The 25,664-nt window shown below is 38.2% G+C and carries 20 protein-coding genes and 2 tRNA genes; 4 read left to right on the plus strand and 18 right to left on the minus strand.

Translation table 11 applies throughout. From position 1 onward, the window contains the following. Positions 1-215 precede the first annotated feature (215 nt). Entirely contained in the window at positions 216-914 is a 699-nt protein-coding gene (locus AC1Z3K_RS01790) for a DsbA family oxidoreductase (protein ID WP_461731638.1), read from the plus strand. 196 nt (positions 915-1,110) lie between these two features. On the opposite strand, the gene AC1Z3K_RS01795 is transcribed toward AC1Z3K_RS01790, so the two are convergent. From AC1Z3K_RS01795 to AC1Z3K_RS01870, 16 genes are all read right to left on the minus strand, one after another. After that, entirely contained in the window at positions 1,111-1,479 is a 369-nt protein-coding gene (locus tag AC1Z3K_RS01795) for a DUF1033 family protein (protein ID WP_426082141.1), read from the minus strand. 165 nt (positions 1,480-1,644) lie between these two features. Continuing rightward, positions 1,645-2,763 (minus strand): tRNA 2-thiouridine(34) synthase MnmA, encoded by a 1,119-nt coding sequence (gene mnmA, locus AC1Z3K_RS01800; protein WP_461731639.1) that lies wholly within the window; start codon positions 2,761-2,763, stop codon positions 1,645-1,647. A gap of 188 nt (positions 2,764-2,951) precedes the next feature. After that, complete coding sequence (locus AC1Z3K_RS01805) at positions 2,952-3,650, minus strand: alpha/beta hydrolase (protein WP_461731640.1); 699 nt, start codon at positions 3,648-3,650, stop codon at positions 2,952-2,954. Positions 3,651-3,719: 69 nt separating this feature from the next. Continuing rightward, positions 3,720-4,154 carry a tRNA (N6-threonylcarbamoyladenosine(37)-N6)-methyltransferase TrmO gene (gene tsaA, locus AC1Z3K_RS01810; RefSeq protein ID WP_461731785.1) on the minus strand — a complete coding sequence of 145 codons (435 nt, stop codon included), beginning with the start codon at positions 4,152-4,154 and terminating at the stop codon, positions 3,720-3,722. A 547-nt stretch (positions 4,155-4,701) separates the two neighbouring features. Then, on the minus strand, positions 4,702-5,334 hold the full coding sequence (gene pgmB, locus AC1Z3K_RS01815; RefSeq protein WP_461731641.1) for a beta-phosphoglucomutase: 633 nt from the start codon (positions 5,332-5,334) through the stop codon (positions 4,702-4,704). After that, positions 5,322-7,505 carry a glycosyl hydrolase family 65 domain-containing protein gene (locus tag AC1Z3K_RS01820; RefSeq protein WP_461731642.1) on the minus strand — a complete coding sequence of 728 codons (2,184 nt, stop codon included), beginning with the start codon at positions 7,503-7,505 and terminating at the stop codon, positions 5,322-5,324. Before AC1Z3K_RS01820 ends, pgmB begins: the two co-directional genes overlap by 13 nt. A 156-nt stretch (positions 7,506-7,661) precedes the next feature. After that, positions 7,662-9,971 (minus strand): glycoside hydrolase family 65 protein, encoded by a 2,310-nt coding sequence (locus tag AC1Z3K_RS01825; protein WP_461731643.1) that lies wholly within the window; start codon positions 9,969-9,971, stop codon positions 7,662-7,664. A gap of 93 nt (positions 9,972-10,064) precedes the next feature. Next, on the minus strand, positions 10,065-11,093 hold the full coding sequence (locus AC1Z3K_RS01830; RefSeq protein ID WP_426082148.1) for a LacI family DNA-binding transcriptional regulator: 1,029 nt from the start codon (positions 11,091-11,093) through the stop codon (positions 10,065-10,067). 73 nt (positions 11,094-11,166) lie between these two features. Beyond that, positions 11,167-11,979, minus strand: a complete 813-nt coding sequence (locus AC1Z3K_RS01835; protein WP_461731644.1) for a carbohydrate ABC transporter permease — start codon at positions 11,977-11,979, stop codon at positions 11,167-11,169. Then, positions 11,976-12,854, minus strand: a complete 879-nt coding sequence (locus tag AC1Z3K_RS01840; protein ID WP_461731645.1) for a carbohydrate ABC transporter permease — start codon at positions 12,852-12,854, stop codon at positions 11,976-11,978. The genes AC1Z3K_RS01835 and AC1Z3K_RS01840 overlap by 4 nt, the downstream gene beginning before the upstream one ends. Positions 12,855-12,925: 71 nt before the next feature. After that, positions 12,926-14,311 (minus strand): extracellular solute-binding protein, encoded by a 1,386-nt coding sequence (locus tag AC1Z3K_RS01845; RefSeq protein WP_461731646.1) that lies wholly within the window; start codon positions 14,309-14,311, stop codon positions 12,926-12,928. 485 nt (positions 14,312-14,796) lie between these two features. Then, a complete protein-coding gene (locus AC1Z3K_RS01850; RefSeq protein ID WP_461731647.1) occupies positions 14,797-15,138 on the minus strand; it encodes a DUF1831 domain-containing protein in 342 nt (113 codons plus the stop codon). An 82-nt stretch (positions 15,139-15,220) separates the two neighbouring features. Then, a complete protein-coding gene (locus tag AC1Z3K_RS01855) occupies positions 15,221-16,366 on the minus strand; it encodes a cysteine desulfurase family protein (protein ID WP_461731648.1) in 1,146 nt (381 codons plus the stop codon). Positions 16,367-16,434: 68 nt separating this feature from the next. Further along, positions 16,435-17,337, minus strand: coding sequence for an EamA family transporter RarD (gene rarD, locus AC1Z3K_RS01860; RefSeq protein WP_426082155.1), 903 nt, complete (start codon positions 17,335-17,337; stop codon positions 16,435-16,437). A gap of 363 nt (positions 17,338-17,700) precedes the next feature. Next, on the minus strand, positions 17,701-18,663 hold the full coding sequence (locus AC1Z3K_RS01865) for a ribose-phosphate diphosphokinase (RefSeq protein ID WP_426082156.1): 963 nt from the start codon (positions 18,661-18,663) through the stop codon (positions 17,701-17,703). 384 nt (positions 18,664-19,047) lie between these two features. Continuing rightward, entirely contained in the window at positions 19,048-20,055 is a 1,008-nt protein-coding gene (locus AC1Z3K_RS01870) for an immunoglobulin-like domain-containing protein (protein WP_461731649.1), read from the minus strand. A 259-nt stretch (positions 20,056-20,314) separates the two neighbouring features. Between AC1Z3K_RS01870 and AC1Z3K_RS01875 the strand changes: the two genes are divergently transcribed. Further along, the gene (locus AC1Z3K_RS01875; RefSeq protein ID WP_426082158.1) at positions 20,315-21,823 is read left to right on the plus strand and encodes an AcpB/EbpR/MafR family transcriptional regulator; all 1,509 of its coding nucleotides are present in this window, start codon (positions 20,315-20,317) and stop codon (positions 21,821-21,823) included. A 378-nt stretch (positions 21,824-22,201) separates the two neighbouring features. Beyond that, positions 22,202-22,274: transfer RNA gene (locus tag AC1Z3K_RS01880), tRNA-Thr, on the plus strand. Positions 22,275-22,772: 498 nt separating this feature from the next. On the opposite strand, the gene AC1Z3K_RS01885 is transcribed toward AC1Z3K_RS01880, so the two are convergent. Together AC1Z3K_RS01885 and rpoN are read right to left on the minus strand one after the other, a co-directional pair. Then, on the minus strand, positions 22,773-23,525 hold the full coding sequence (locus tag AC1Z3K_RS01885; protein ID WP_461731650.1) for an alpha/beta fold hydrolase: 753 nt from the start codon (positions 23,523-23,525) through the stop codon (positions 22,773-22,775). Positions 23,526-24,196: 671 nt separating this feature from the next. Continuing rightward, positions 24,197-25,525 carry an RNA polymerase factor sigma-54 gene (rpoN, locus tag AC1Z3K_RS01890; RefSeq protein WP_461731651.1) on the minus strand — a complete coding sequence of 443 codons (1,329 nt, stop codon included), beginning with the start codon at positions 25,523-25,525 and terminating at the stop codon, positions 24,197-24,199. Positions 25,526-25,584: 59 nt separating this feature from the next. On the opposite strand from rpoN, the gene AC1Z3K_RS01895 reads away from it, so the two are divergent. Continuing rightward, positions 25,585-25,656, plus strand: a tRNA-Arg gene (locus tag AC1Z3K_RS01895). The last annotated feature ends 8 nt before the right edge of the window (positions 25,657-25,664 follow it).

The raw sequence follows: 25,664 nt of genomic DNA on the forward strand, positions 1-25,664 counted from the left end.
TATTGCTTTAATCATCGACCAAAGAAAATAACATGAATTCCTAGTCTTTTACAGTATTAATATAGTTTTTCTCTTAATTAAAAAATTCAATGCCTTTATTCTACCACATTCTTCTCTCTCTTTGCTTTTTACTTAAGTCTTTCTTATTGAAATATAAAGTCAAAAACTACATACTTACTAATTGTAAGTGTAAAATTCAAAATAAAGGAGTTCTTATGATAGCAATCGAATTTTTTCATGATGTCATCTGTAGCTTTTGTTTTCCTGTGTCTTACCGAATGAGACAAATTCAAAAACTGTTGCCTGAAGTCCAAATTGTTCACCGTTCATTTCCACTAGCAAAAGAACCACAGGATCTAGCACAAATGTTTGGCAGTAGAGAACAAGCCAAATCGGAAATTCTTTCTCACTGGGTACATGCCAATCAAAATGATGAGCTTCACCGGTTTAATATTAAAGGAATGAAAAAAACAGATTTTTTATTTCCAACTTCAATGAATGGCTTGCTTGCTGCAAAAGCCGCTGGCGTTGTTGCAGGAGAAGCCGGTTACTGGGATATCTTTGTTGCTCTTCAAGAGGAGCTATTTGTCAAAAACCAAAATATCGAAGATTTGGCTGTCATTGAACGCCTAATCAAATCATCTTCAATCGACTTCACAAAGTGGCAGGAAGCCTTTGATTCACCAGAAACCCTGGCCTTGGTTGAAGCTGACTTTCATTTGGCTGATACCTACCAGCTGACAGGTGTCCCGGCATTAATTGTAAATGGAAAATATTTGATTAACGGGGCTCAGCCTCTGGAACAGATTATTCAAGCACTTCAGACAATTAAAGAAAAAGAGGCGCCCGTGATTGAAATTCTTGAACCAATAGACGCAAACAACAGGGCTTGTACAATAGAAAACGGGAAATGAGTATGTAACGATTAAAAGCAATTCTGCTATAGAAAATATGGCATAATCTGCCGGATTTAGTCATTTATTCCACGTGTAGCTTTTAATAAAGCAATTAAAAAAATAAGCTGCATATCTAAAATAGTTTTCCTATTTTAGATATGCAGCTTATTTCTAAATACGTCTATCTTACCTAATTAAACTACTTTTTTTGCTGTTAGTTGGCAACACTTCTTTTGCAGCACTTGGCTTTGCCGCATTGGTCGCCAGCTTCATAGAGATCCTTGCCGCTTTCAAAATTTACCGGCTGATCATCCTGCAGCAGGGCAAGTCCCATATACTGCTGTAAATCATCATCGCACTCTTCACACCAGCGCTCATCCCCATCATTCCAAAAGGCTGAAAGATAGTTAGGCTTTGCATTTGTATATGTATATTTTGAGGAAATTTCCTGCCACTTTTCTATGTAATATGCAGCTGCTTCGTCCAAACAGTCAAACGTCTTCTCTTCAATGATGTCATCCCGCCACTCTTCAAAAAACCACCATGGTTCATTATCACCATACATTAAAATTACTTGATACACTCTTTTCACCTCTTCAATTCATACAAATGCTATTGTAGTCAGTTCCAGATAAAGATGCAAGCAATTGAGCTTAAAAAGAACATCCGTTATCTTATTTTAACATAAAAGCTGGTCTAGCTATTAGAAAGATGCCTCTGATAAATCAATCAAAGGCATCCCATACTTTTAAACATATTGAAGAACTTCTGCGTCTTTATATGCCTGATCAATCAGACCGCCGCCAAGGCATTCCATGCCATCATAAAATACGACTGCTTGCCCTGGTGTTACTGCACGGACTGGTTCATCAAAAATGACTTCGGCCCGATCATCAGCTAAAAGCTTAACAGTCACGGGAACATCCTGCTGACGATAACGGAACTTTGCTGTACAGCGGAATTCCTTTACTCTTTCTTCATTTGTCGTAAAATGAATTTGGCTGGCATCCAGACGTGTAGCATAGAGTGTCGGATGATGGAAGCCTTGACCAACATAAAGAGTATTTGTTTCCAACTCCTTGCCAATCACAAACCAAGGTTCTTGCGATTGACCGCCTCCTCCAATTCCAAGTCCTTGCCGCTGACCAATTGTATAATACATTAATCCGTCATGCTGACCTTTCACTTCACCATCTTCAGTGACCATATTGCCGCGCTTAGCTGGTAAATAATTACTTAAGAATTCCTTGAAATTCTTTTCTCCGATAAAGCAAACACCAGTTGAATCCTTCTTCTTTGCAGTTGCTAAACCTGCTTCTTCTGCAATACGACGGACTTCTGATTTTTCCATGCTGCCTAACGGAAACATAGTTTTAGCTAACTGTTCTTGTGACAGCTGACTTAGAAAATATGTTTGATCCTTATTATTATCTACACCTCTCAGCATATGGACGGTTCCGTCTTCATCACGTGCTACTTGTGCATAGTGTCCTGTAGCCACATAATCTGCACCTAACTGCATAGCATAGTCTAAAAAGGCTTTAAATTTGATTTCTTTATTACACATGACATCGGGATTCGGTGTTCTGCCAAGTCGATATTCTGCTAAAAAATATTCAAACACACGATCCCAATATTCCTTTTCAAAATTCACCGAATAGTAGGGAATACCAATTTGATCGGCTACCTTAGCAACATCCTTATAGTCCTCTGTCGCTGTACAGACACCATTTTCATCGGTGTCATCCCAATTTTTCATAAAGATGCCTACAACATCATAGCCCTGCTCCTTTAAAAGCAATGCTGTAACCGACGAGTCAACCCCGCCGCTCATTCCGACGACAACACGTATCTTGCTGTTTGTCATTCTCTCACCATCATTCTTATAGATTCTGAAACATCCACGATTTGAAGGTCGCTGTTTTCCAGTGCTTTCCATTATACTAGGAATTCATGAGATGTAAAGATGTTCGCAAAATTATAAAAAAACCTAAATAATTATTGCCAATAAATACTGTTCCCCCGACAGGCATGGTCGCAGCTGCTGCCGTTCAATTAACTAATCACTTGCTGCAGCCATGCTTGATAAAAAGCCAGCTGCTTCTCTGTATGGAAAAAATGCTCACTGTCTTCCATAATCGTTAAACCAACTGTAAATCGGCTGGAAAAATCCTTTATCACTGACATATCTGTTAAGTTATCAAGGGTACCGTATAAAACAGCAGTTGGTATATCCCACATTACAATAGGGTGTGCCTTAACATAAGTATAGTACGCCCAATAGAGAGTCTTGAAGGGTGTGGCTATAACCTGCTGCTTTTGCAGCTGTTCAGGATTAACTCCCGCCCAAAGCATCATCTTTTCAATAAGCTGACCCATATCTAAAATGGGGGATAGAAATAAGGTCTGCTTTAGCTTTTCATCAGAAAAAGCTAGTAAGCTAAAATAGGCGCCAATACTATTGGCAAACAAATAAATGTCTTTTGCCTGTTTTTTTGCATAGACCATTACTTGTTCAAGCTCTTCAATATATATTTGAGCATTTTGAGGTTCTGCACCTATTCTTTCTCCATGAACAGGTAAATCGAAGCTGAGCACCTGAAACCCCTTCTTCACTGCTTCTTCAGCCAGCAGTGCAATAACTTTGTCTTCTTTGTTAGACTGATCGCCATGAACCGCAATGTATAATCGGTCTGATTGCTTTCCCCATAAAAGTGCTGGAATATGTTGGATTTTAATGTATTCTTTTTGCATGTTCTTCCTCTGTTTCTTTCAATTATTCTTTTACTTCCTGCTATTAATAAAATCAAGTTCTTTTTTCATTTAAAAATAGCTTTTCATTAGTCGATTGACCCACTCCGGAACAATTGCCTCATCTTTACAATCATACATGGGATAATATGGTTTAATGTCTAAAACCGGCGTGCCGTCAATTGCATCCAGCCCTTTCACTGTTAACGTAGTTTCCGAAACAGAAACTACCTCTACTGCTGTAATCCCGATTTGGTTTGGGCGATCCTTTCCTCTTTGGGAAAAAATTCCTACTAAAGGCATATCTTCCCTGTTCTGCGGCTTTCTTTGCAAATGATTTTTTTCATCAAAATGTGCTTGATTCAGATAATAGAGTATCAGAACATGAGAAAATTCTGATAAGTCTTTCAATCCACCAAAATAATTTGATTTTAGAATAACCTTGGATAGGTCTGTTCCCCATGAGTTATCCTTACGCTGGCTTATTTGATTATCTACAATTCCAATTGCTTAGACTTCAATAGGCATAGACACTCTCCTTTTTTCAACAGCCGTCTCTTCTTTTACAAATGACTGACAACTATTCTCTTTTCTCATTTTAGCATAAAGAGAACTTTCTTATAGCAGTAGTTTCACTTTTTGGGGAAACTAAACGCAGGGATATCATCATTTGCATTCATAGCAAATTTTAATCGTAACGATACAAGAACGGTTGACTGAAAGTATTAATCATGGAGAATAAGGAACGCAATCGTAATAGCACCTATTCTTTAGGCTATACTTTTTCTTGCTGCTTCGAAACTTTCAATAAAAATGCAGCTTATTTCAAAAAATCACTTCTACTTCTTCTTTTGTTCAGTTTTAAAACAAAAAAACGTGAGTGAGATATAACTCAAAGAGTTATGTTTCACTCACATGAAATTCGAATAAACAGTAATGCAGGAGCGCTTGTCAGATTTTAAACTGCGATGAGTAACCGCAGGAGTTGCCCGCTCCCATACAACTTAGACCTTCTATCTTGACTCCATTATAAAATTATCAGTCACTTAAATTTTTAAACTAATAATTCGTAAAGTCCAGCAACAACCCTGTCTGCCTCTGGAAGATTCTCTTTTGTTCCGATTCCAACTACATACATTCCTGCCGCTTTTCCAGCCTGAACTCCTGCTTCGGCGTCCTCAAAAACAGTACACACTGACGAATCTAATCCTAGTGCTTCTGCTGCCTTTAAAAAAACCTCTGGATCAGGCTTAGCCTTGGATACTTGATTACCATCAATAATTGCATCAAAAAGATCATAAATGTCTAAATTCTTTAGAATTAAAACTGCATTCTTACTGGCAGACCCTAAAGAAATCTTAATTCCGGCTTTTTTAAGCTGCAGGATGTATTCCTTTGCCCCTTTTAAAAGCTCATTTGTTTTCATATCTTTAATATAATCCAGATACCACTCATTTTTCAGTTCTCTGTACTTTTCCTGCTCTTCCTCAGTTAAATTAATACCGCCAATCTCCAAAAGAATTTCCAGTGAACGCACTCGGCTGACACCTTTCAATCGTTCATTTTGCTCTTCAGTAAAATCGAATCCTAGCTGATTTGCCAGCTTTTTCCAAGCCAGATAATGATACTTTGCAGTATCCACAATTACACCATCCAGATCAAATATTGCACCTTTCATCGTTTCCATATTTTACTTCCGTCCTTTCCTGCTTCCACTTGATAAATTCCGTCATTTCTACAAACTTTAAAGCTTAGCTTTGTCCATTTTTTTGGTAGCTTGGGGTTTGCTGAAAGCTTGCCGTTTTCTACCTTCAATCCGCCAAAGCCAAGAACTGCAGCCATCCAAGCGCCACCGTTCGCTGCCGGATGGGTTCCACCAATATAAATGGTTCCAGCAAATTGTTTCGTCTGTCCCGTTAAATCAACGGAGGCAGTCTTCATGAAGTACGGATATGCCCACTCAGGATCGCCAACATCACAGGCAAGCAAGGCATAAATACAGTGACTTAAAGAAGAACCATGCTCTGTTCGTGGTTCATAGTAGGTCCAGTTGGCTTTTTTTACTTCTTTTGAATAATCCTCTTTAAATAAGTTCAGCATCAACACGACATCTGCCTGCTTGATGATTTGTGTATCTGAAGCCACACCATAGGCACCGCCCCAGTATTCTTTCGGGTCGATTAGCCGCGAGCGAACCTCATCCACAGTTGTATCCTCCAGCTTAAAGTAGTCGTCAAACTGCTCAATAACACCGGTTTCTTCATCAGGTTCCGGAATATATAAAGCGACTTTCATTTTTTTTAGATTTAGAATTTCTTCCTCGTAATTCAGCTTTTCAATAAGCGCTCGGTAAAAATCCGGTTTTTCACTAATAATTTCCAGTGTTTTTAGTGCAATATCCAGTGTGTAAGACGCTATTTTATTTGTATACACATTATTATAAACACGTTCATGGTATTCATCCGGACCAATTACATCAATCAACTCAAACTGTTCTTTCTCAGAACGATAATAGGAATAGGAATAATAAAAACGGGCACATTCAAGAATGACTTCAGCTCCTCCATCGAATAAAATCTCCTGATCACCAGTCATTAAATAGGTTTGCCAAATACCGTAGGCAACATCGCCGCTAATATGAATTTGCTTATCACGGAAGTAGGTCCGCATTGGTCGTTTAGTGAACACATCTGTAACATTGTAGTCTGAACAAGCATCCTGTCCATTTTCCTGGCTTTCCCAGGCATAGAAAGCACCTTTAAAGCCATATTCAGCTGCTTTTGCTCTGGCCCCATCCAATGTGCGAATTCGATAATCCATCAAGCTTTTTGCTACATCAGGTGCTGTATGCAGGAAAAAAGGCAGCATAAACATCTCTGTATCCCAGAAAACAGCTCCTTTATACGTCTGACCTGACAGCCCCCGAGCCGGTATTGATACTGGTTGTCCTTTTCTAGGGGCGATACTTAGCAGCTGATAAATACTGTAACGTAATGCCAGCTGAGCTTCTTCATCCCCTTCAATTTCAACATCTGATACATACCAATAGTTTTTCCACTGTTCCTCATGCTGTTCTTTCAAGACTTCATAGCCGATATTGTTCGCCTTCCGGCTGCTCTCAAGTGCTGTTTCGACAGGATTCTCTGTATCCTTTGATGTGTAAACCGCAATTGTTTTAGTCAAAGTATATGTTTTCCCCGCTTCAGCGGTAAATGTAAATTTATGAAAAACACCGGCTTCTGAATCAATCAGCTGCGGCTGTATATCTTCGTCAAAAGCAGCTGTTTCAGCTGTGACTACGGTCTCTCCTAATTCACTGGTTACAGCAGATAAACCAATGACGCTTGTCTCTTTATGAACGGTAAAATCCGTTAAATGAGGACCATTAATATCCCAAATCTGCTTATCAATTCCTGTTAAAAGCCGAACTTCCCCAGTTTTCTCTAAAGAAAAAGAATAGCTCATGACCAGGAGATGGACGTCGCTGCTGCTTGCGAAACGCTCACTTTCAACTGTCACTAGCCCGTTGCTTCCCTTAAAAACTGTTTTTCGCTGATGAACGGCTTTGTACATGTCTAATTGCTGAAGATGCTCTTCAACATCGCTGGTTGTTAAATCGATGTTTTCTCCATCTACTGTTAGCTTTGTAAACAATCCATTAGGCGCATTAACGGGTTCCCGCCAAGCGGTTCCCCGTTGATCGTAAATTCCAGATAGATTACAGGCAACCAGCTCTTTCTTTGTATACTCCTCCAGCGTCCCCCGATAGCCGAAATAGCCATTACCGATAAGGAATTTATTTCCAAAATCTACAGCTTTGTCCAGCTGTTTTCCAGTCTCTGAAATAATCCAGCTCATGTTTTCTCCTCCAATTTTTCTTAATTTCGACAAAAAGGAAGATTGAGAGAAAATTCTTCATCCCTGCCCAATCTCCCTAATAGTGATTCGCCTATTTTCAAGTCCAGCTACTCCTCAGGCAGGTCTCACCAGTCGAGAAAAGCTACTGACAGTTCTTTAAACTTGCCATTGTTCTGGAATCATCAACTGACTGCTTGCTTCAGCAATCGTTCTTTCCTGTCCATAGACGGTCATTGTTACTGGCTTGCCGGCAACTGTTCGAAGAGTCGCCTGTTTATCAGCAACAGCAACTTCAATGATGCTGCCGTTATATTGGATTCTAAAGGAATAGCCTGTCCACTGTACCGGCAGTATTGGGTTCAAAACCAGCTGGCTGCCGTCACTCCGAAGTCCACCAAAGCCATAGACAATATTCATCCAGGCGGCGGCAATAGATGTCGTATGAAGCCCTTCATTCGTATTGCGGTTGTAATTGTCCAAATCCATCCGAGTCGCAAAGCTGAAGAAATCAAAGGCTTCATCAAATTTGCCTAATTCAGCCGCTAATACAGAATGAATAGACGGTGACAATGAAGATTCATGAATCGTTCTAGGTTCATAGTACTCGTAGTTTACCCGCTTAGATTCTTTAGAAAACTGTTGATTGTATAAGAATTGGAACATCAAAACATCCGGCTGTTTGATCATATCATTGCGATAGATACGATCATAGGACCAGTGAGAATACAATGGAAAATCCGTCACAGGAATCTTTTGAATATCAATATGAGGCAAATCAAAAAATCCATCGTGTTGTTCGATAACACCATCTTCTCTTTCAAAGAACAGCGCTTCTTCTGCACAATGCGCCCAGTTTTCCCACTCATCCTTTGTTACGCCAGTTTTTTCCTGTACTGCCGCAAATTGCTCTGGCGCTTCTTTAAGCATTTGTTTCAGTATCTTCACTGTATACTCAAATGTCATTTTTGCCATATAGTTGGTATATGCGTTATGGTTGACCATCACCTGAAACTCATCCGGTCCCATTACACCGTAAAAACCGAATTTATTTGTCAGCTGACTCCAATCTCCCCGTGCTTCCAAAAAGCGGGAAATTTCTACCAGCATCTCTGCTCCATGACTGTATAGAAATTCTTTATCTCCTGTTAGGTGACTGTAATGCCAGATACCATATGCTACTCCTGTACTTGGCTGAAACTGTGTACTGGCATGCTGCCAAAGGTCACACGCCTCATCCCCATTCAGCGTAGCAATTGGATAACAGGCACCTTGACAATCCAATTCTTTGGCTCTGCGCTTTGCAGCCTCCAAAGTTGAATAGCGGAATTCAAGCAGGTTTTTAGCCGCCTTTGGATTGTTAAATAGATAGTAAGGTAAACAGCAGGTTTCTGTGTCCCAAAATGCATGACCGCTGTATGCTTCTCCTGTTAAACCTTTAGCCCCAATGTTGTTTGAAGCATTTTGTCCATGATAAGTCTGCTGCAGCTGGAAGATGCAAAACCGGATTCCCTGCTGGTTCTTTTCATCCCCGTCAATTCGAATATCAAAGTTATCCCAGATATTTTGCCAATAGTTTTGCTGAGCTTCTTGTCCTTTCGTATAGCCTTGAAGAGAAAGTGCTTCGACTGCGTCTGTTCCTTCCTGCCACAATTCATCTGTATCAGCAGGCTGTTTCTTAATAAGATTAGAAACAAGCTTTTCTACAATGACTTCTTGTCCTTCTTCTAAAATCAGCTGAAGCTCATATCCGATTAGCTTGTCTGATTCTATCAGTTTCTTTTCTGCTTTCTGATTACTATTCAGATGAAATCCGGAAAATATTTGCTGACCAGTAGAAATCGTTTGGCCGATAATTGCTAAATCTTCCTGCGCATTAAGCTGTCCTTTTCGTGTTTCTTTCCAGAAGGGGACTGGCTCCTGACCATGTTTTGTATTGAAATCAACTCCACTAATCAGCTGAAGATTTCCGTTAAAATTCAAAGGTTCAAACGAAATTTTTTGATAGCCGCTGCTTGAATTTTCCATATGTAGAAAGCGTTCAAATTGAACCTTTAAACGTTTTCCAGTTTTCGTTATCCAAACAAAAGATCGTGTTAAACAACCGGTTTTTAAATCGAGTACCCTAGAAAAATCTTCAAAAGTAATCGCATTCATATCCAACCGCTCACCGTCAATCATAATTCTTGTATATAACCAGTCAACCGTATTTAGCATGAAATGAGGTTTAGTAACAATTCCTTTGTAATGAGAAAGCGCCTCTTTTCGGCTGAACTCATAAATTCCATTAAAATAGCTGCCTAATAGAGTTTCCCCCGACGATCCTTCTTCAAAATAGCCGCGAACGCCCATATATTCATTTCCTAGAGAGAAAATAGACTCTGACACCTGCTCATATTCAGGATTAAAGCCATTTTCGATAATCTTCCAAGGATTAAGTTTAAAGTATTCATCTGCAATTTTTGCCATGTGCCTACACACCACCCGTTTTATTTAAAGTACGTTTTTTGAAACAGGCTGCAGAAATGTCCCAAAAAGACATTCCTTTGTTTACTGAATTTCTTACTCAGTCACTTTCGTTACAGATTGCCGGACAATCAATTCTCCAGAAAGAAAATAAAGCGATTGATTCTCTTTATCTGGCTCCTCAATAATTTCAAGCAGCTTAATTAATGCCATTTCTCCTTTTTTGACATGATCCAAACGAATAGTTGTCAATGGGGGATCATTAATTTCTGCATACTTAATATCATCGAAACCAATAACTGCTATTTTCTCTCTGTCGTATAATCCCTTCACCTTTAATGAATGAATAAAGGAAACTGCCAGAAAATCTGCAGTAACTACTACTGCGGTAAATTCAGTTAACCGGGCAGCCATCTGATCAAAATCATCTCTCGTATAAAGATGTCTGCGCTCAAAACTCAAATTACTGTTTCTCAAGGCTTTATTAAAGCCTTGATAGCGTTGCTCGATAACTCCTGTTGTATCTTCGTCAAAAGGATAGGTCAGAAACGCAAACCTTTTATGCCCATTTTCTATCAGGAAGCGGGTTGCTATAAGCCCCGCTTCAAAATCATCTGTATTGATGAACACCCGGTTATTCGAGTGCTCTGCCAGATAGCTCTCTTCATCTGTGAGATGGGTATCAACAAACACAACAGGTGCTTGAATAATTTTGTTAATCTCACTGAAGAATTCTGCGGATACACCAACAGCAATAAATCCCTCAAATTTCCAGTTTCTCTGAACAGCCTCTACGTCCTCCACTGAAGTAACATTATGAATCAAAGTAAACATACCGGCTTCCTTTGCCCGACGTTCAATTCCTTCCAGAACCTCAGTAACAAAAGGGTCGGAGAAATCAATATCTACTTTGTCTGAATAATAAAGCAGACCAATCAGCTTTGAAGAGGATTGTACCAGTGCTCTGGCATTCATATTTGGTGCATAATTATATTTTTTTATGATTTCCTCAATCAGATCAATCTTATCTTTTGAAACTCGATGGGCTTTTTTATTGATGACATTGGAAACCGTTGTAATACTTACGCCAGCCTCCTGTGCAATTTGTTTGATTGTTACCCGCATTTTCTTCACCATCTTCTTGTTTATTTACAACTATTATATCCATAAGGTAAAGAAGTATCCAATCTTTCTTTTTTTACTTCCCTGAACCGCTGGCCACACCAGCAATAAATTGCTTCTGGAAAATGATATAAACAATGATAACCGGGATGATTGAAATTGAAGTTGCCGCAAATAATCCGCCGTAGTCTGTTCCGTACTGTCCGTTGAACATTCTCAATCCGACAGAAATCAGCTGTTTCTTCTCATCATTAATCATCAGGAACGGCCATAGATAGTCTTCCCAGCTCCATAAAAACTGAAAAATTGCCAAACTTGCAATCGTGTTGCGCGACATGGGTAGAATGATTTTATGAAAGATGAAGAATTCAGATGCACCGTCTACTCTCGCCGCTTCCAGCATCTCATCAGAAATCTGAGAAATTGACTGCCGGAACAGGAAGATACCAAAACCACTGATCATTGCTGGAATAATTAGCGACTTATAGGAATCCAGCCAACCAAAATCAAGCATCATCTCATATTTAGGAATAATTGTTACTGCCCAAGGCAGCATCATCGTACTGAGTACCACACCAAAGAGCAAATTTCTTCCTCTAAAGCGATACTTAGCAAAAACAAATCCTACTAAAGCACTGGTGTAAATTGTGATTGCAGTTATCGTTACAGAGATGAACAGACTATTGAAAAACATCCGCATAAAATCAAACTTTTCCTGAACATCTATGTAGTTTTGAAAGGTATTCGGTGTAGGAAACAAACCGCCGTCTACCCGCACAATTTCCTGATTCGTAGCAAATGAGGAAAGCAGCATCCAAATGAATGGAACCACTGTTATCAATGCAAGGACTAGCAGAAGCAGATTGAACAGAATCCGTTTTATTTTCATTTGTCCAACTTCCCTTCTCCAGTGATTTTAAACATAATAATGGTTAAAATACCAATGATGACAAATAGGATGATTGCCATTGCTGAGGCTGTCCCAAAATTGTATTTTTCAAAGGCCTCGTCATAAATTAAATAAGAAATAACATAAGTGCTGGTTCCTGGTCCGCCTTTGGTCATAATCAAAACCTGAATATACGCCTGCAGATAAGTGATTAGTGAAGTAATAACTACAAACAGTGTTGTTGGACGAAGTAATGGCCAGGTAATCTGACTGAAACGCTGCCACTTATTTGCTCCATCAATATCTGCTGCTTCAAATACATCCTCCGGCAGCCCCATTAATCCGCCTAAAAAGATTACCGTAGCATAACCAAAGTCCTTCCATATTGTCATGATAATAATTGCCGGCATCGCCCATTTAGAGTTCATCAGCCAGTTAATATCCAGTTGAAAGAGTTTATTAATTAAACCAAACTGAGGATTGAACATCCACATCCAAACAAAGGAAACCGCAACTAATGGTGTGATTGTCGGCATGTAAAACATCCCTCTAAAGAATGTTTTGAAACGTGCCAATTTTGAATACAGCAGCGTTGCAAGACCTAATCCGATAATCACCCGGAACACCACTGAGAAAAATGCAAAGATAAATGTGTTGCTCATTGAGCTCCAAAACAGCTTATTCGTTAAGACATTTTTAAAATTATCCAGACCAACAAAATTATATTTATCAATCAGCGGATTCCAGTCATGAAGACTTCCGGCAAAAGCTTTATAAATCGGATAGACTAGAAAAACCGTAAAATATAGCACAAGTAAAGTAACCGTAATATTTTTCAAGCTGAAAAACGTAGGTTTAACTGATTTTTGTTCCATCATTATCCCTCCTTCATTCTTTTATTAAGTGGGGAAGGGACATGAATATCCCCATCCCCTCTAAGCTATACTTATTTTGCTTCGTCAAAGAATTCGTAACTAGATTCTAATGATGTAAAATCTGTATCCTTCATTTCAGATTCCATTTTTTCCTGTGCATCTTTAATCGCTTGTTTCATATCTTTACCATTGTATAAAACATCATCTAATGTCTGATCTGCTGTTTTTTCAACTGTTGCAGGAAATGCACCAGGCCAGATTAGACGGTCTACACGAGGAGCAATCGCATTCAATACAGGATTTTCTAAAATTTCAGAGTCATCCGCTAATGATTTCTTTGTCGGGAATGACGCTAATGCCAAAGCACCTTTTTTAGAATATTCATCATTAGCCAGACAATATCTCAGGAAGTCCTGTGCTACAGCTTGCTGTTCTTCTGACTGATTCTTGTTAATTCCTGGCGTACTTTCTCCATTGTAACGGTCATAAGCAAATGGTACATCTTCTGTTGGCGTCGGCGTTGCAAAAACACCAAAATCAATATCTGGATAGTTTGTATTCAGTTCATTTAAATACCAGCCCCACATATAAACCATTGCTGTTTGACCATTACCAAAGCTTTGTTTTGCTTCTTTCCCAAAGTCCTTTGAACCAACCTTATCTTTTTCATATAGATCAATTAGGAACTGCATGTTTTCTTCAGTTGTTTTATTATCGTAGTTTACGACCTTACCATCGTCTTTAAACAACAATGTGCCTTTTTGGTAATTCAACCCTTCATAGATTGCACTATAGTTTTCAAAGTTATAGTTAAAACCAGCCTGAGTGATTTGTCCATTTTCTGTTTTAGTCAGCTTCTTCGCGACTTCTCTAAACTGATCCCAGGTTTTTGGAATATCCGCATCGGTTAATCCAGCATCTTTCCACATTGCTTTATTATAATAGAAGTTTCCGGTATTAATTAAGCTGTCAGTATAATATACTTTTCCATCAATCACATGAGGATCAACTGATGTAAAATCAGCCTTTAAATCATCTACTGAAATATCATAAGGTGCTAAATAAGGGATTAGAATATCATGTTGTGAATTATGAATATTAAAAATTGCCGGACCATCTTTCCCTTTTAATGATAATGGCAGCTTTGTCCAATAATCTTCCCAAGGCTGGTTAACGACTTTGATTTCAACATTCGGATAGATTTTTTCATACTCTTTAGCCATCTCAATTGCTGGATCGCCCTCGTTCCAAGTCCAGTAATCAATTTTAATCGATTCGCCATCATTCACTAGCTTATTTGGATCAAATTTCACTGTTTCGCCGATTACGTCCATTCCTTTATCTTCTGTTGTGTCTTTGGTACCTGATGATGTTTGGCTTTCCTTGCCTGATGAGCATGCTGCCAAACCACCAATTAATAAAACTGAGAACAACGCTGCGATGACTTTCTTCTTCATTTGTAAGCCCTCCTATATTTTGTAGGTTTAACGTTAAACTTATACTTACAAAACAAGTTTAACGTTAAACTAAAATCTTGTCAAGCGCTTTCATTTGTTTTATTATTATTTTGTTTGTATTTTTTTTATTTGTTATTAATCGTTTGTTATTAAATCCAACGAATTTTTGCTGATTTCCAAGCTTCATAATTTTTGTAGATGTTATCGAATTTTTTTATTTTTTCGAATGATTTTTTATAACTAATTCTTTTACACACTTCAAATGCTTTAACATGTTTTTCAGCCTTTACACAAAAAAAGAATACCAGGTAAATCTTGAACTAGTTGTTGTATTGTGAGATGTATTACAGCTGATTTTTCCAGTTTTGTTTGTACTGAAGTCTTTAGTTAAATGATAGGCACAGTAATAACATAGCCATTTAAACAAGAAAAAAGACCCAAGTAATTTCTTGAGTCTTTGTCTACGAATCAATGATTCAAATCAATTAAGCTTTTTCCAGAACACCACGGCTAATCATTCCATCCATCAGGAAATAAAACTTCTCCTGACTCATTTGATGATTATCTCCATTGAAAATATTCATAGACTTTAGCCCATTTGCAGTTGTCACTGACATCTTCAATAATTTCAAATCCTTGGAAATCGTGAGTTTCAGCTTGAATCCTTCTTTACTTTGAGGGGTTGCATCCAGTGAACGAATCAGTTGGAAATTCCCAGAATTGGTTTCAGTAAACCCATTATCTCTAAGTGTGTATCGTTTTGCAGCGGGATTCACTTTATAAAATATTTCCGATCCTTGTGCTGCTGCTTTTTCTGTAAACGCCATTTATTTCACCTCTTTTGTTCAATTCATCTTTTATTATAGTGGTTGACACGAGTTTTTTCTAGTCTATTTTCATTAATTTCCTTTATTCAGTCAGTCGTTTTACTGTCTGAATCAGAATATCCATAAATTTTGCTATCTCTTCCTCTGTATTTTCATAACCGAAGCTAATCCGGATCGATTCATTAACAGCAGGATGTCCCTCACCATAAATAGCTTCCAGTACATGAGAAGGCTCAACTGTTCCAGCTGTACAAGCTGATCCTGTCGATACAGCAACGTGATTGAGGTCAAGGTGCATTAATAATAAATCATTAGGAACCCCTTTAAACCAAAGATTTAGGATATGAGAAAGTTTTTGCTCCTGCGAACCGTTTAGCTGGTAAGCAATTTCTGCTTCAGTCAGTTGCTTCAAGATCAATAATTGAAACTGTTGATTTTTCTTTTTTTGTTGCAGCTTCGCCTCAGTTGACAAACGTTCCACTGCTTTTCCCATTCCTGCAATACCAGCCAGATTTTCTGTACCAGCTCGTCTTTTTTCTTCCTGTTCCCCTCCATGCATAAAGGGGAGTAAACGGATTCCTTCTCTTTTATATAAAAAGCCAACACCTTTGGGACCATTTATTTTGTGGGCCGAAGCACTTAAAAAGTCAATTCCTATTTTCTGTAAATCAATTTCTTCTGAACCATAAGCTTGAACAGCGTCTGTATGAAAAACTGCTTGATGCTCTTTTAAAAGTTCACCGATCTCCTTAATTGGCATCAATTGACCCGTTTCGTTATTTCCATACATAATAGAAACAAGAATCGTTTCCTCATTTAACGCTTCTTCAAATGCTTCAATTGTTACCCTACCTGAGCTGTCTACAGGAAGATACGTTACATCAAAGCCCATCGTCTCCAGATATTTCATCGGCTCAAGTACCGCAGGATGTTCTACAGCAGTAGTGATGAGATGTTTCCCTTTGTCCTTCATTCTCAATGCAGTCTCAATAATCGCTGTATTATCGCTTTCTGTTCCACCACTAGTAAAGATAATCTCATGGGGTGCAGCATGAAGACTTTCCGCAATAATTTGACGAACAGCTTCCAGCTTCCGATGAGCCTCTCGACCAACACCATGGATGCTTGAAGGATTGCCGTAATTGGTGGTCATTACCTCAGTCATCTCGTTAATCACATCAGGATGCATAGGGGTTGTTGCTGCATGATCTAAATAAATGTATTTCATCGGATTCGTCCTTTCTTCATTATTACCGAGTTATTCTAACATAGAGCTTAGATTTCATCAAAGTATCCTTATTCTTCTTTTAAAAATTGCTGTTCCTTTCGATAGGAAAGAAAACTGCCGTACATAAAGACTGCGATTCCCAACCAAATAAAGCCAAATGCGGTAAATTGAGCAGTTGAATAAGGCTCGTGAAATAAGAAAACAGCAAATAAAAGCATAATTGTCGGATTAACATATTGAATAAACCCAACAATAATATAAGAAATCCGTTTAGCCGCCTCCGCAAACAACAATAGTGGAATAGCCGTTACAACACCAGCACCCATTAATAGTAGATTTGTTGAGCCGGTATAAGCCATAAATCCCTGTTTTGAAAAAAATAATAGATAAATCAGTGCAATTGGCAAAATAATTAGTGTTTCCAGTGTTAGACCTGTATACGAACTGACTTCTATCTGCTTTTTCAACAGCCCATATAGGCTAAAAGAAAAAGCCATGATGAGTGACGCATAAGGAATAACACCTGTTTGAATAGTTAGCAGCACTACCCCTGTCAAAGCCAGCAGGCAAGCGACAATTCCTATCCGATTCAGTCGTTCCTTCAAGATAACTGTTCCTAATAAAACATTAACTAACGGATTCATATAATATCCTAAGCTAGCTTCAGTCACCCGCCCCTGACTAACGGAATAGATAAAGGTGAACCAGTTGATTGAAATTAAAACCGCGGCTGCAACGATCCCTACTGTTTTCTTTTTGCTTTTTAGAACAGCCTTAACTTCTGCTAAAAATGCGGCGCCTTTTCTGGTCAGAAAAATATAGAGGCTCATAAATAAAAAAGACCAGACGATTCGGTAGCATAAAATATCCAATGCATCTACTTCTGGAAGCAGCTTCCAATACAGCGGGATAATTCCCCATAGTATATATGCTGCAAACCCTAATATAATTCCCTTTTTCTGTTCCTTCATTTTTTCTCCTCCCATCAAAACATCTATTAAAAAAATCATTATATAAATATTGAAAGCAAAAAAAATTCAAACAACTCCGTGCAGCATCCGTTTGTAAAAACCAAGAACTATTTTTTTTAGCCTTATGCTTTTTTCAGCAAACCTCTTTCACTGGTAAATGGGGTTTAAAAGAGTCTGGGACATAAAAATAAATTCCCAGACTTTTAGTATGCCTAAAACCGAATAAATGGTGGGACAGAAACAATTTATTCGGCAATAAGCTGTAATTTAGCAAAAATTTATAAGTCAATTTTCACAAATTCCTTCTTACTGCTTGAAATCAACTGTTTCTGTTCCAACCTCTTTATCTCAGCTCTAAAACTATTATTTTTTTAAGTGAAACAGCGGACTCATTGGTGTATTCTCGTGAATCCTCTTCAGCGCTTCGCCCATTAAATCAGCACAGGAAACAATGGTCAAACACTCTGGTCTACGGTCCTCTGAAACAACAACGGAATCTGTCACACACAGCTGCTTAATCGGCGAAGCATCAATCCGTTCTTTACCTCCCTGTGAAAGCAGCCCATGAGAGCCGCAAGCATACACTTCAGAAGCACCGTTTTCAGCTAAAATATCAGCTGCTGTTGTCAATGTCTCCCCAGTATTAATAATATCGTCAACCAGAATACAGATTTTATCTTGGACCTCACCAATAACATAGCCGGAACGCTTACCGTCTTCCTCATACTGATCCACAATCGCTAAAGACGCGTTCAGATATTCAGACAGACTGCGCGCCCGCTGAACCCCGCTGTTTTTTGGTGAAACCACTACAATATTTTCTCCAGTTAGTTTTTGATCTTGATAATGCTGAGCAAACAAAGGCATTGTAAAAAGATTATCTACCGGGATATCAAAGAACCCCTGAACCTGAACAGTGTGCAAATCCAATGTAAGCAGTCTGGTTGCACCAGCCTCCACAAGCATATTTGCCACCAGTTTGGCGGTTATCGGTTCTCTTGGCTTTGCTGTTCGATCCTGACGGGCGTAACCGTAATAAGGCAGTACCACATTAATTGTTTTAGCACTGGCTCTTTTCAATGCATCAATCATAATCAAAAGCTCCATCAGATGATCGTTGACAGGTGCATTTGTAGATTGAATGAGGTAAACATGGTCTCCCCGTATACTTTCTTCAATATTGATTTGAATTTCTCCGTCACTGAACTGACGAACTGTACTTTTTCCTAATTCTGTACCAATTCCAGCGGCAATCTTTTCTGCTAAGGGTTGATTGGCATTCAAACTAAAAATCCGCAGCGTTTCATCTTCATATTTCCGAACCATGATTTCCTCCATTTGTTATTTTTTCTTCGCTCATTTATTTTACCACTGATTGAGCGAAAAATCATGAAACATTGAAAACTATTGCTAAAAGTAGGAACCATTCCTATCTAACCAGCCTATTTAGTAAATAACGTTTAAGACTATTTATACTTTTGAAACTGAAATAATAGTTCTCCTTAAAAAAATCTCTGCAAAAGCTGCTCTTTCACGTTCATCAAAATTTCTGTGAACATAGAAAAGCCGAGGACTGAAATCCTCGGCATTCCTCCCTAATATTTCATTTACAGAAAACTAGGGTTATATCAGACTGGAAATTTAAAAAGATAGACTCAATTCCCAGCCTTTTAGCATAAATTTTGGGGAAATTTATGTGCATAACTACAATTAATTATAAGCAAATGCAATCAGATTGGTATCATCATTGATACATGCCTGCAGTGAGATTCGCTCGCCGCCGCCAGAACCAGTAATCATGTCCCACATGTCTGCTCCACTGCTCAGCTCTGCGCCATAATCATCGACCCGTACCATACTGCTGACTGTATAAGTCGTTGGTACTCCGGTACCATCTGTTACGATTATCTGGCTGCCGCTTCCTAAAGAAAAAACAGCATTAAAAATACCTGGGTTATGACCAATAAAATGTGTATTTAGTCCGTCGCTGCCAGACTGCACTGCCGCTCCTCCCCAAGTAGAGGCGGTTCCGTAAGGATTGCCGTCAATGATACTTTGACCGCTGCCCTGACCACCATTTTGATAGGGAATTGCCTGACCATTTATATAAATAGTCATAGGTTGATAAGCAGACGCTGAGTCATTTCCCTCAGTATTCTGCTGACTAGTTGAAGCAGCCGGTGCGGTCACAACTGCTGGTTGTTGCACAGCCTCTACCTGTTGCACGCTTTCAGGTGCAGTAATCGTAAAAGTTTTATCTGCCCAACCAATATTCCCACTGCTGTCAGCAACAGAAAAACGAATAGTTTGTGTACCGGCTTTAGATGTATCTAAATTTCCTTCTGCCCCAACTGCTGCAGAAAGATCTCCATCGTAATCATCATACGCTGTTACGCCTTCATAAATATTTACCAGTTGGCCGACACTGACCGTTACAGCATTTGCTGTAACTACTGGCGGCACAAAATCTGCACCTGTGTTACTGCTGCTCTCTGCTTCTTTCTTCGCTTTCAGCTCAGCTTTTGTGTCAATCGGCTTAGCTTCGGCTATAGAATCTGCAGTTTTGCTGCTTGTTTGATCTGTGGCAGCATCTGTACTTACTTGTGTGTGTTTTTTTTGTTCATCAGCTGATTTGTCATAGATTTCGGCAAAAGTAGTTCCTCCCGCAAAAGTTAGTAATCCTACAGCCATTGCGATTTTCATTACATTTGTTTTCATGTCGATCCCTCCAAGCTAATTGGTGAGATTTACATTTATCGATAAATTCAAATCTGCTTTTTATTAAATTTTTATGTCTTTTCAAAATTTATTGCTTTTCTATATTCTTATAATATACCTGTTAGTCTCAAACACATAACAATTCGATTGTTTTAAATTTAAAAAAATAGAAAAAAAATGGTATAATCGCTTATATAACAAGGCTATGTCAAAATGTTCTCAAACATAGGAAGATTTTGAAACGAGGAGCGAATTTATTATGGAACGATTATTATCAACAGATATGTCTCGACGTATCTTACTATTAAACCTGCTCTACGGCAGCGAGGACTGGCTAACAACTGAGAAACTCTCTAAAAAACTTCACTGTTCGACTAAAACAGTTATGATGGATTGTCGCTATATAGAAGGACGCTGGCCTGAACACCTCTCCATAGACATGTCCAAGAAATACGGTGTGAAGCTGTCTGTCTCCGCCCATCACTCGATTCATGATATCTATACAGATATCATTAAAAACTCAGATACTTTTTCTCTTTTGGAAACTGTCTTTTTTCATCCAGGAGAGTACTCGGAAAGTATCGAAAAAAGATGTTTTACCAGCAGTTCATCAATCTACAGATTATCGAAAAGAATTAATATTCCTTTGCGGGAAAGAAATATTATGATGGAGAGAAATCCGTTTATTTTTTCAGGGAAAAGCGAACGGGAAATCCGTTACTTTTTTACTTCCTATTTTGTAGAAGTTTACGGTATTCATCACTGGCCTTTTCAGTTAGATAAAGAGAAAATACTGGAACTAGTCAAGCAGATTAATGAAGACTTTCAGCTTTATCTCAGCGACATTCGTCTTATTCATATGGTGTTCTCAATCGCAGTAACCTTAACTAGAATTAATCAAGGTTTCTCTACAGAAAATGAATGGCCAACTTCTTCAGCCTTTTCCGGATTTTTAGCACAATCAAAGGTGCCTGATTATCAAGAAAAACTGGATTCAATCAATTCCTTTTCTAAAAAGGATCAAAATTACGACTGGTATAAAGATTTTTATTATACTGTTTTTTGGTGGATTTTTGGACAAGAAAAAGAAACGGACAAAGAAATAATCTCATCTGCTGCGGCCTCTTTAATAGAGGATCTTGTGAATGAACTAGATATCCCAATAGATGCGATTAGCAGTCAAAAAATCAAACAGGTCATTGAAAATATTTATTATCTCCATCAAGTGTTTCCCTATAAAAAGCACATTATTTATTCACGTTTCTTTTACTCAAGTAAGTCAATTCGCCAAAACTTTATTTTGTTCTCAAACACTATTTCTAAAACCTTAAGCCACTTGGAAAAGCGAGATCAGTTTCCTTGGAAATCCATGTATCTGAACGAAATTCTCCATGATTTTATGATGTACTGGAAAAATCTTCCTACCTACTTATACAGTAAACGCAGTCCCATTTCAATTACTGTACTTAGCGACCTTGGCAAAGAACATGCCGAAGTCTTGGGTTCCATCTTAAAATTGAATTTCTGCAATACTATTAATGTTGTCACTCAAAATACTTCGTATTTTGATTTCAATGCCCGCAAATCAACGAATAATTGTGACCTCTATGTTAGCAACCATCATATTGATTACTTTGCTAAGGATAAGATTGTCGTCGTAGAAGATATTTTATCCCCGCGAAACATTATTGAGTTGAGAAAGATCATTGAACGCAGTCAGTTGCGAGCACATAGAAATGCTAAAACTACTGCAGCGAATATGTGCTAAAGGATACGTGAAAAAATAAATGGGACGAAGCAAAAAGCTAAAAAAAGCATAGTCTCTCTCATATTGATGATTAGTTCCCAAAACGATTCATCATCAAACTAAGACAGTAAACGCAGGACATCAATTGTTCTTGCGTTCACTGTTTTTAAAAGATATCATATATCCAAACTACTTTATTTACATAAACATTTTTAGATTTATCTGTTGTTATAATTCAACCTTTGCGATGAAAATCACGAAAAAAGGTGATGATGCTAACTTAATCATCGGGGTTACACAGGTTAGCTCTATCTGCAGCTGAAATCGACGGTTAATTTTATAAAAACCAGTTGACAAGCTTATAGCTATACGTTATCCTGTATCTTGTGTTATGTAAATGCCGCCTTAGCTCAGTTGGTAGAGCACCACCATGGTAAGGTGGGGGTCGACGGTTCGAGCCCGTCAGGTGGCTTTCTAATAAACGCTGAGACGATTATTTTTTAATCGCTTCGTCGTTTTTTTATTTATGTATTTTTTCCCTTTCTAATCTTTAATTATCTCCATATAATTTGAAATTTTTGATTTCAAAAAATTCAGAGAATGTTGTGCTTAAATAAATAAAATGAGGAACAACTCTTGAGAAGCAATCCTTGTTACTTTTACGGATGAAATGTTTTCATTAGGCGAGCCTGTTGCAACAGAAGATATTGTAATTGAGTAGACTATTTTAAAGAAATTTATAAATAAGAAAGCTTTCTGGCTTTTTTATTTTGTTCAACGAAGTAGGAATAGCTGAAATCAAAAGTAAGCTTCAGTTCTTCCATCTATTCCCTTCCTCACTTATTTCCCCTAATTCAAAAGCAGAACAGCTGGAAGCTACTCTGCTTTTGATTCTATTCACCTTACAATAATTTTCATTTTATTCAATCTAACCTCAATTATCTCTATCAAACATTCATGCACTACTTATTCATTCTTCCTCAATGAATTGGTGTATCTCTTGCGCTAGCTGTTCAGCATTCGTGCCTATGGCAGGATGTCCACCTTCATCGAAAAGAACAATTTTTGCTTGTGGAATGTCTTTCTGAATGTTTTTATACTCCTGCTCAATCATTGGGCGAATCATTTTATCTTCCTTAGAAGCTGTAAGAAGCAGTCCGCTTTTAAAGGCTGACAAAGGTTTGAGAAATAATTCTTGTTCGGACTTTGAAAGTCTCAATAAGGCAGCAGTATCCTTGGCTACAACCTCTTGCCAATCACTACCTATACACCACTCGTAAAACTCAGCAGCTGCTGGATTGGATTGAGCAGTAGCTCTTTCTTGCACAAGCTCTTCAGCAAAACCAGTATGAAGCGTTCTTCCATCGAAGCTATCAGCTACGACACCTTTAATTAAATCCGGACGAAGTAATCCTGCATTAACTGCTGCCCATGCCCCTCCACTTGTCCCAACTAGATAAATACTCTTTAAATTGAGATGTTCAATCAGCTTAACCACTTGTCGAGCTTCATCCATCCATAGATTAGTTGGAAACTCTTCGACTCTATCCGACTTTCCATATCCTAAAAAATCAATCAATATAATTCGGTAGCAATTATAAAGAGGCAATAACGGCTCAAACATTTTTGATGAGGACGTATTTCCATGAAGAAAGAGCACTGGCTCTCCTTCTCCAGCTACTGAAAAATAAATATTCTTCTGTTTGTACTTGAAATAGCTCATAGCATTTCCCTCCTGTATTCATTTAATTGATTCTGATGAACAAGCAAGGCAACAGCAGTACTTAACCTTGCTGTTCTATTTTTTTATTCCAGCAGCCCATCACAAGCCCACCCTTCTCTATTTCTTTTAATAAATTGTACCATAATTTTGGTAAGACCCTGCTGAGAATCATGGTTTAGTTATCTACCCATGACTATTGTTTTCTTGACTGAATAACGACTCCGGCTAGATAATTCGAGTAAAGAAACTTTGTATTCCTTTTTTGAAATTCACTTTTTAGTCAATTTTCTTTTTAATGCTTTTACTAAAAATTTTACTTTAAGCAGTATCTTTTATGCTTATATTAAAAGATGAGAGACAGCTTTTGGTTGGCTCATTATAGCAACTGTTCCGCTATACCTCTTCTGATGCTGCCACTAAGGTTGACCAGTCAGATGCTGGCATTTCTTTACTATTTTGCTATAAAAATTTTTTCAAAATAATTAGAAATTCGGTGCCCTGTATAAAAATATTAAGCCACGAGCAATAAACCGGATATACTGAAAACAGACACAGCAATTTTCAGTATATCCGGCTTATTCTTATAGATGTTTTTTTGAATCAATATTTCTCGCCAACGATTATTCAACTGTAATTCTCTAGTCTTAAAGAAATTTTCTTCGATCGTTTCTTTAATCATACCTTTTACGTTTAGAGGACGCTGGAATTCCCAAAGCCTCTCTATATTTGGCTACCGTCCTGCGGGCAATATCGATATTCTTTTCTTTTAAGCTTTCAACCAGTTTTTGATCTGAAATGGGTCTGCTTTTGTCCTCAGCTGCAATCAGCTGCTGGATTTGTTGTTTCACATCAACTGCTGAACGATCTTCGCCATTCCGCTCAGTACTAGCAATCCCCTGAGAAAAAAAGGAACGCAGTTCAAACGAACCAAATTCGGTTTCCATATATTTTCCATTGACTGTCCTACTTACTGTGGATTCATGAATATCTAAAGTTTTAGCAATTTCTTTTAGGGTCATTGGCCTTAGCGGACGACTAACTTCAAGGAAAAACGCCTGCTGACGTTCCACGATTTCTTTTCCTACACGTAAAATAGTATCTCCACGTTGAACGATTGTTTTCTGCAGCCATTCAAATTCCTTTTTCTTTTCTACAATATATGCTTTTACTTCCTGATCATCCGTCTGCTCCATTTTTTTAAAATAGGCCTCTTGAAAACGTATTGCCGGCATTCCCTCCTTACTGGAAATCACCGTCAACTGCCCTTCATGATTCACAACCTTTAAATCTGGACGAATATATAGTCCTGCAGTCGAACCAAATATACTGCCGGGCGATGGAGTCAGTGTTTGAATAAAATCAAAAATCTCTTGTATCTCCGATAGTTCAATATCAAATTTTTTACTAATAATTGCCCATTTCTTTTGTGCAAAAGCTTCAAATTCTTCTTCAATAACTATATAGGCAAGCGCTGGAGCTTGATCATCCCTTTCAATTTGAAGCAACAGACATTCTTTCAAGTCTCTTGCACCAACCCCAGCAGGATCAAGCTGTTGCAGTAAAACTAATGCGTCCAGCATTTGGACTGCATCTGCTCCAATCTGCTTTTCTGCTTCCTCCAAAGAAATTGTTAGATAGCCATTCAAGTCAAGAAATTCTGCTAAAAATAAAATCAGACTCCGCAAATATGTATCTCGATAATTCAAGTGAATCTGATCAATCACATACTCAAACAAGGAAAGCGAATTATCTGGTATCTGATTCATTAGATTGGACTCTTTGTCATTATTATATTGACCGGTACCTCCGGCGGAGTATGTATGCGAGTTAAGACCACTTTGCAGCTCAATCAAAGGATTTTCCAACGCCTTATTTTCTATATATGTTTGCAGTTCTTCTGAATTATACTGCAATACCTGAATTGATTGCTGGAGCTGTTGGGTCATAGCAAGCTTTTGTGTTTGCTTCTGCTGCTGCGACAAATGCTGCTCAAATTTCATAAATTTCAATCTCCTACTTGTTTTTTTTCGAAATATCAGCTAAACTAGTATTCGTGCTTGCGTCCTTAGTGTAGTGGATATCACGTAAGATTCCGGTTCTTGAGACGGGGGTTCGATTCCCTCAGGACGCGTTTTTCAA

The sequence above is a fragment of the Enterococcus sp. LJL128 genome (genome assembly GCF_056924295.1).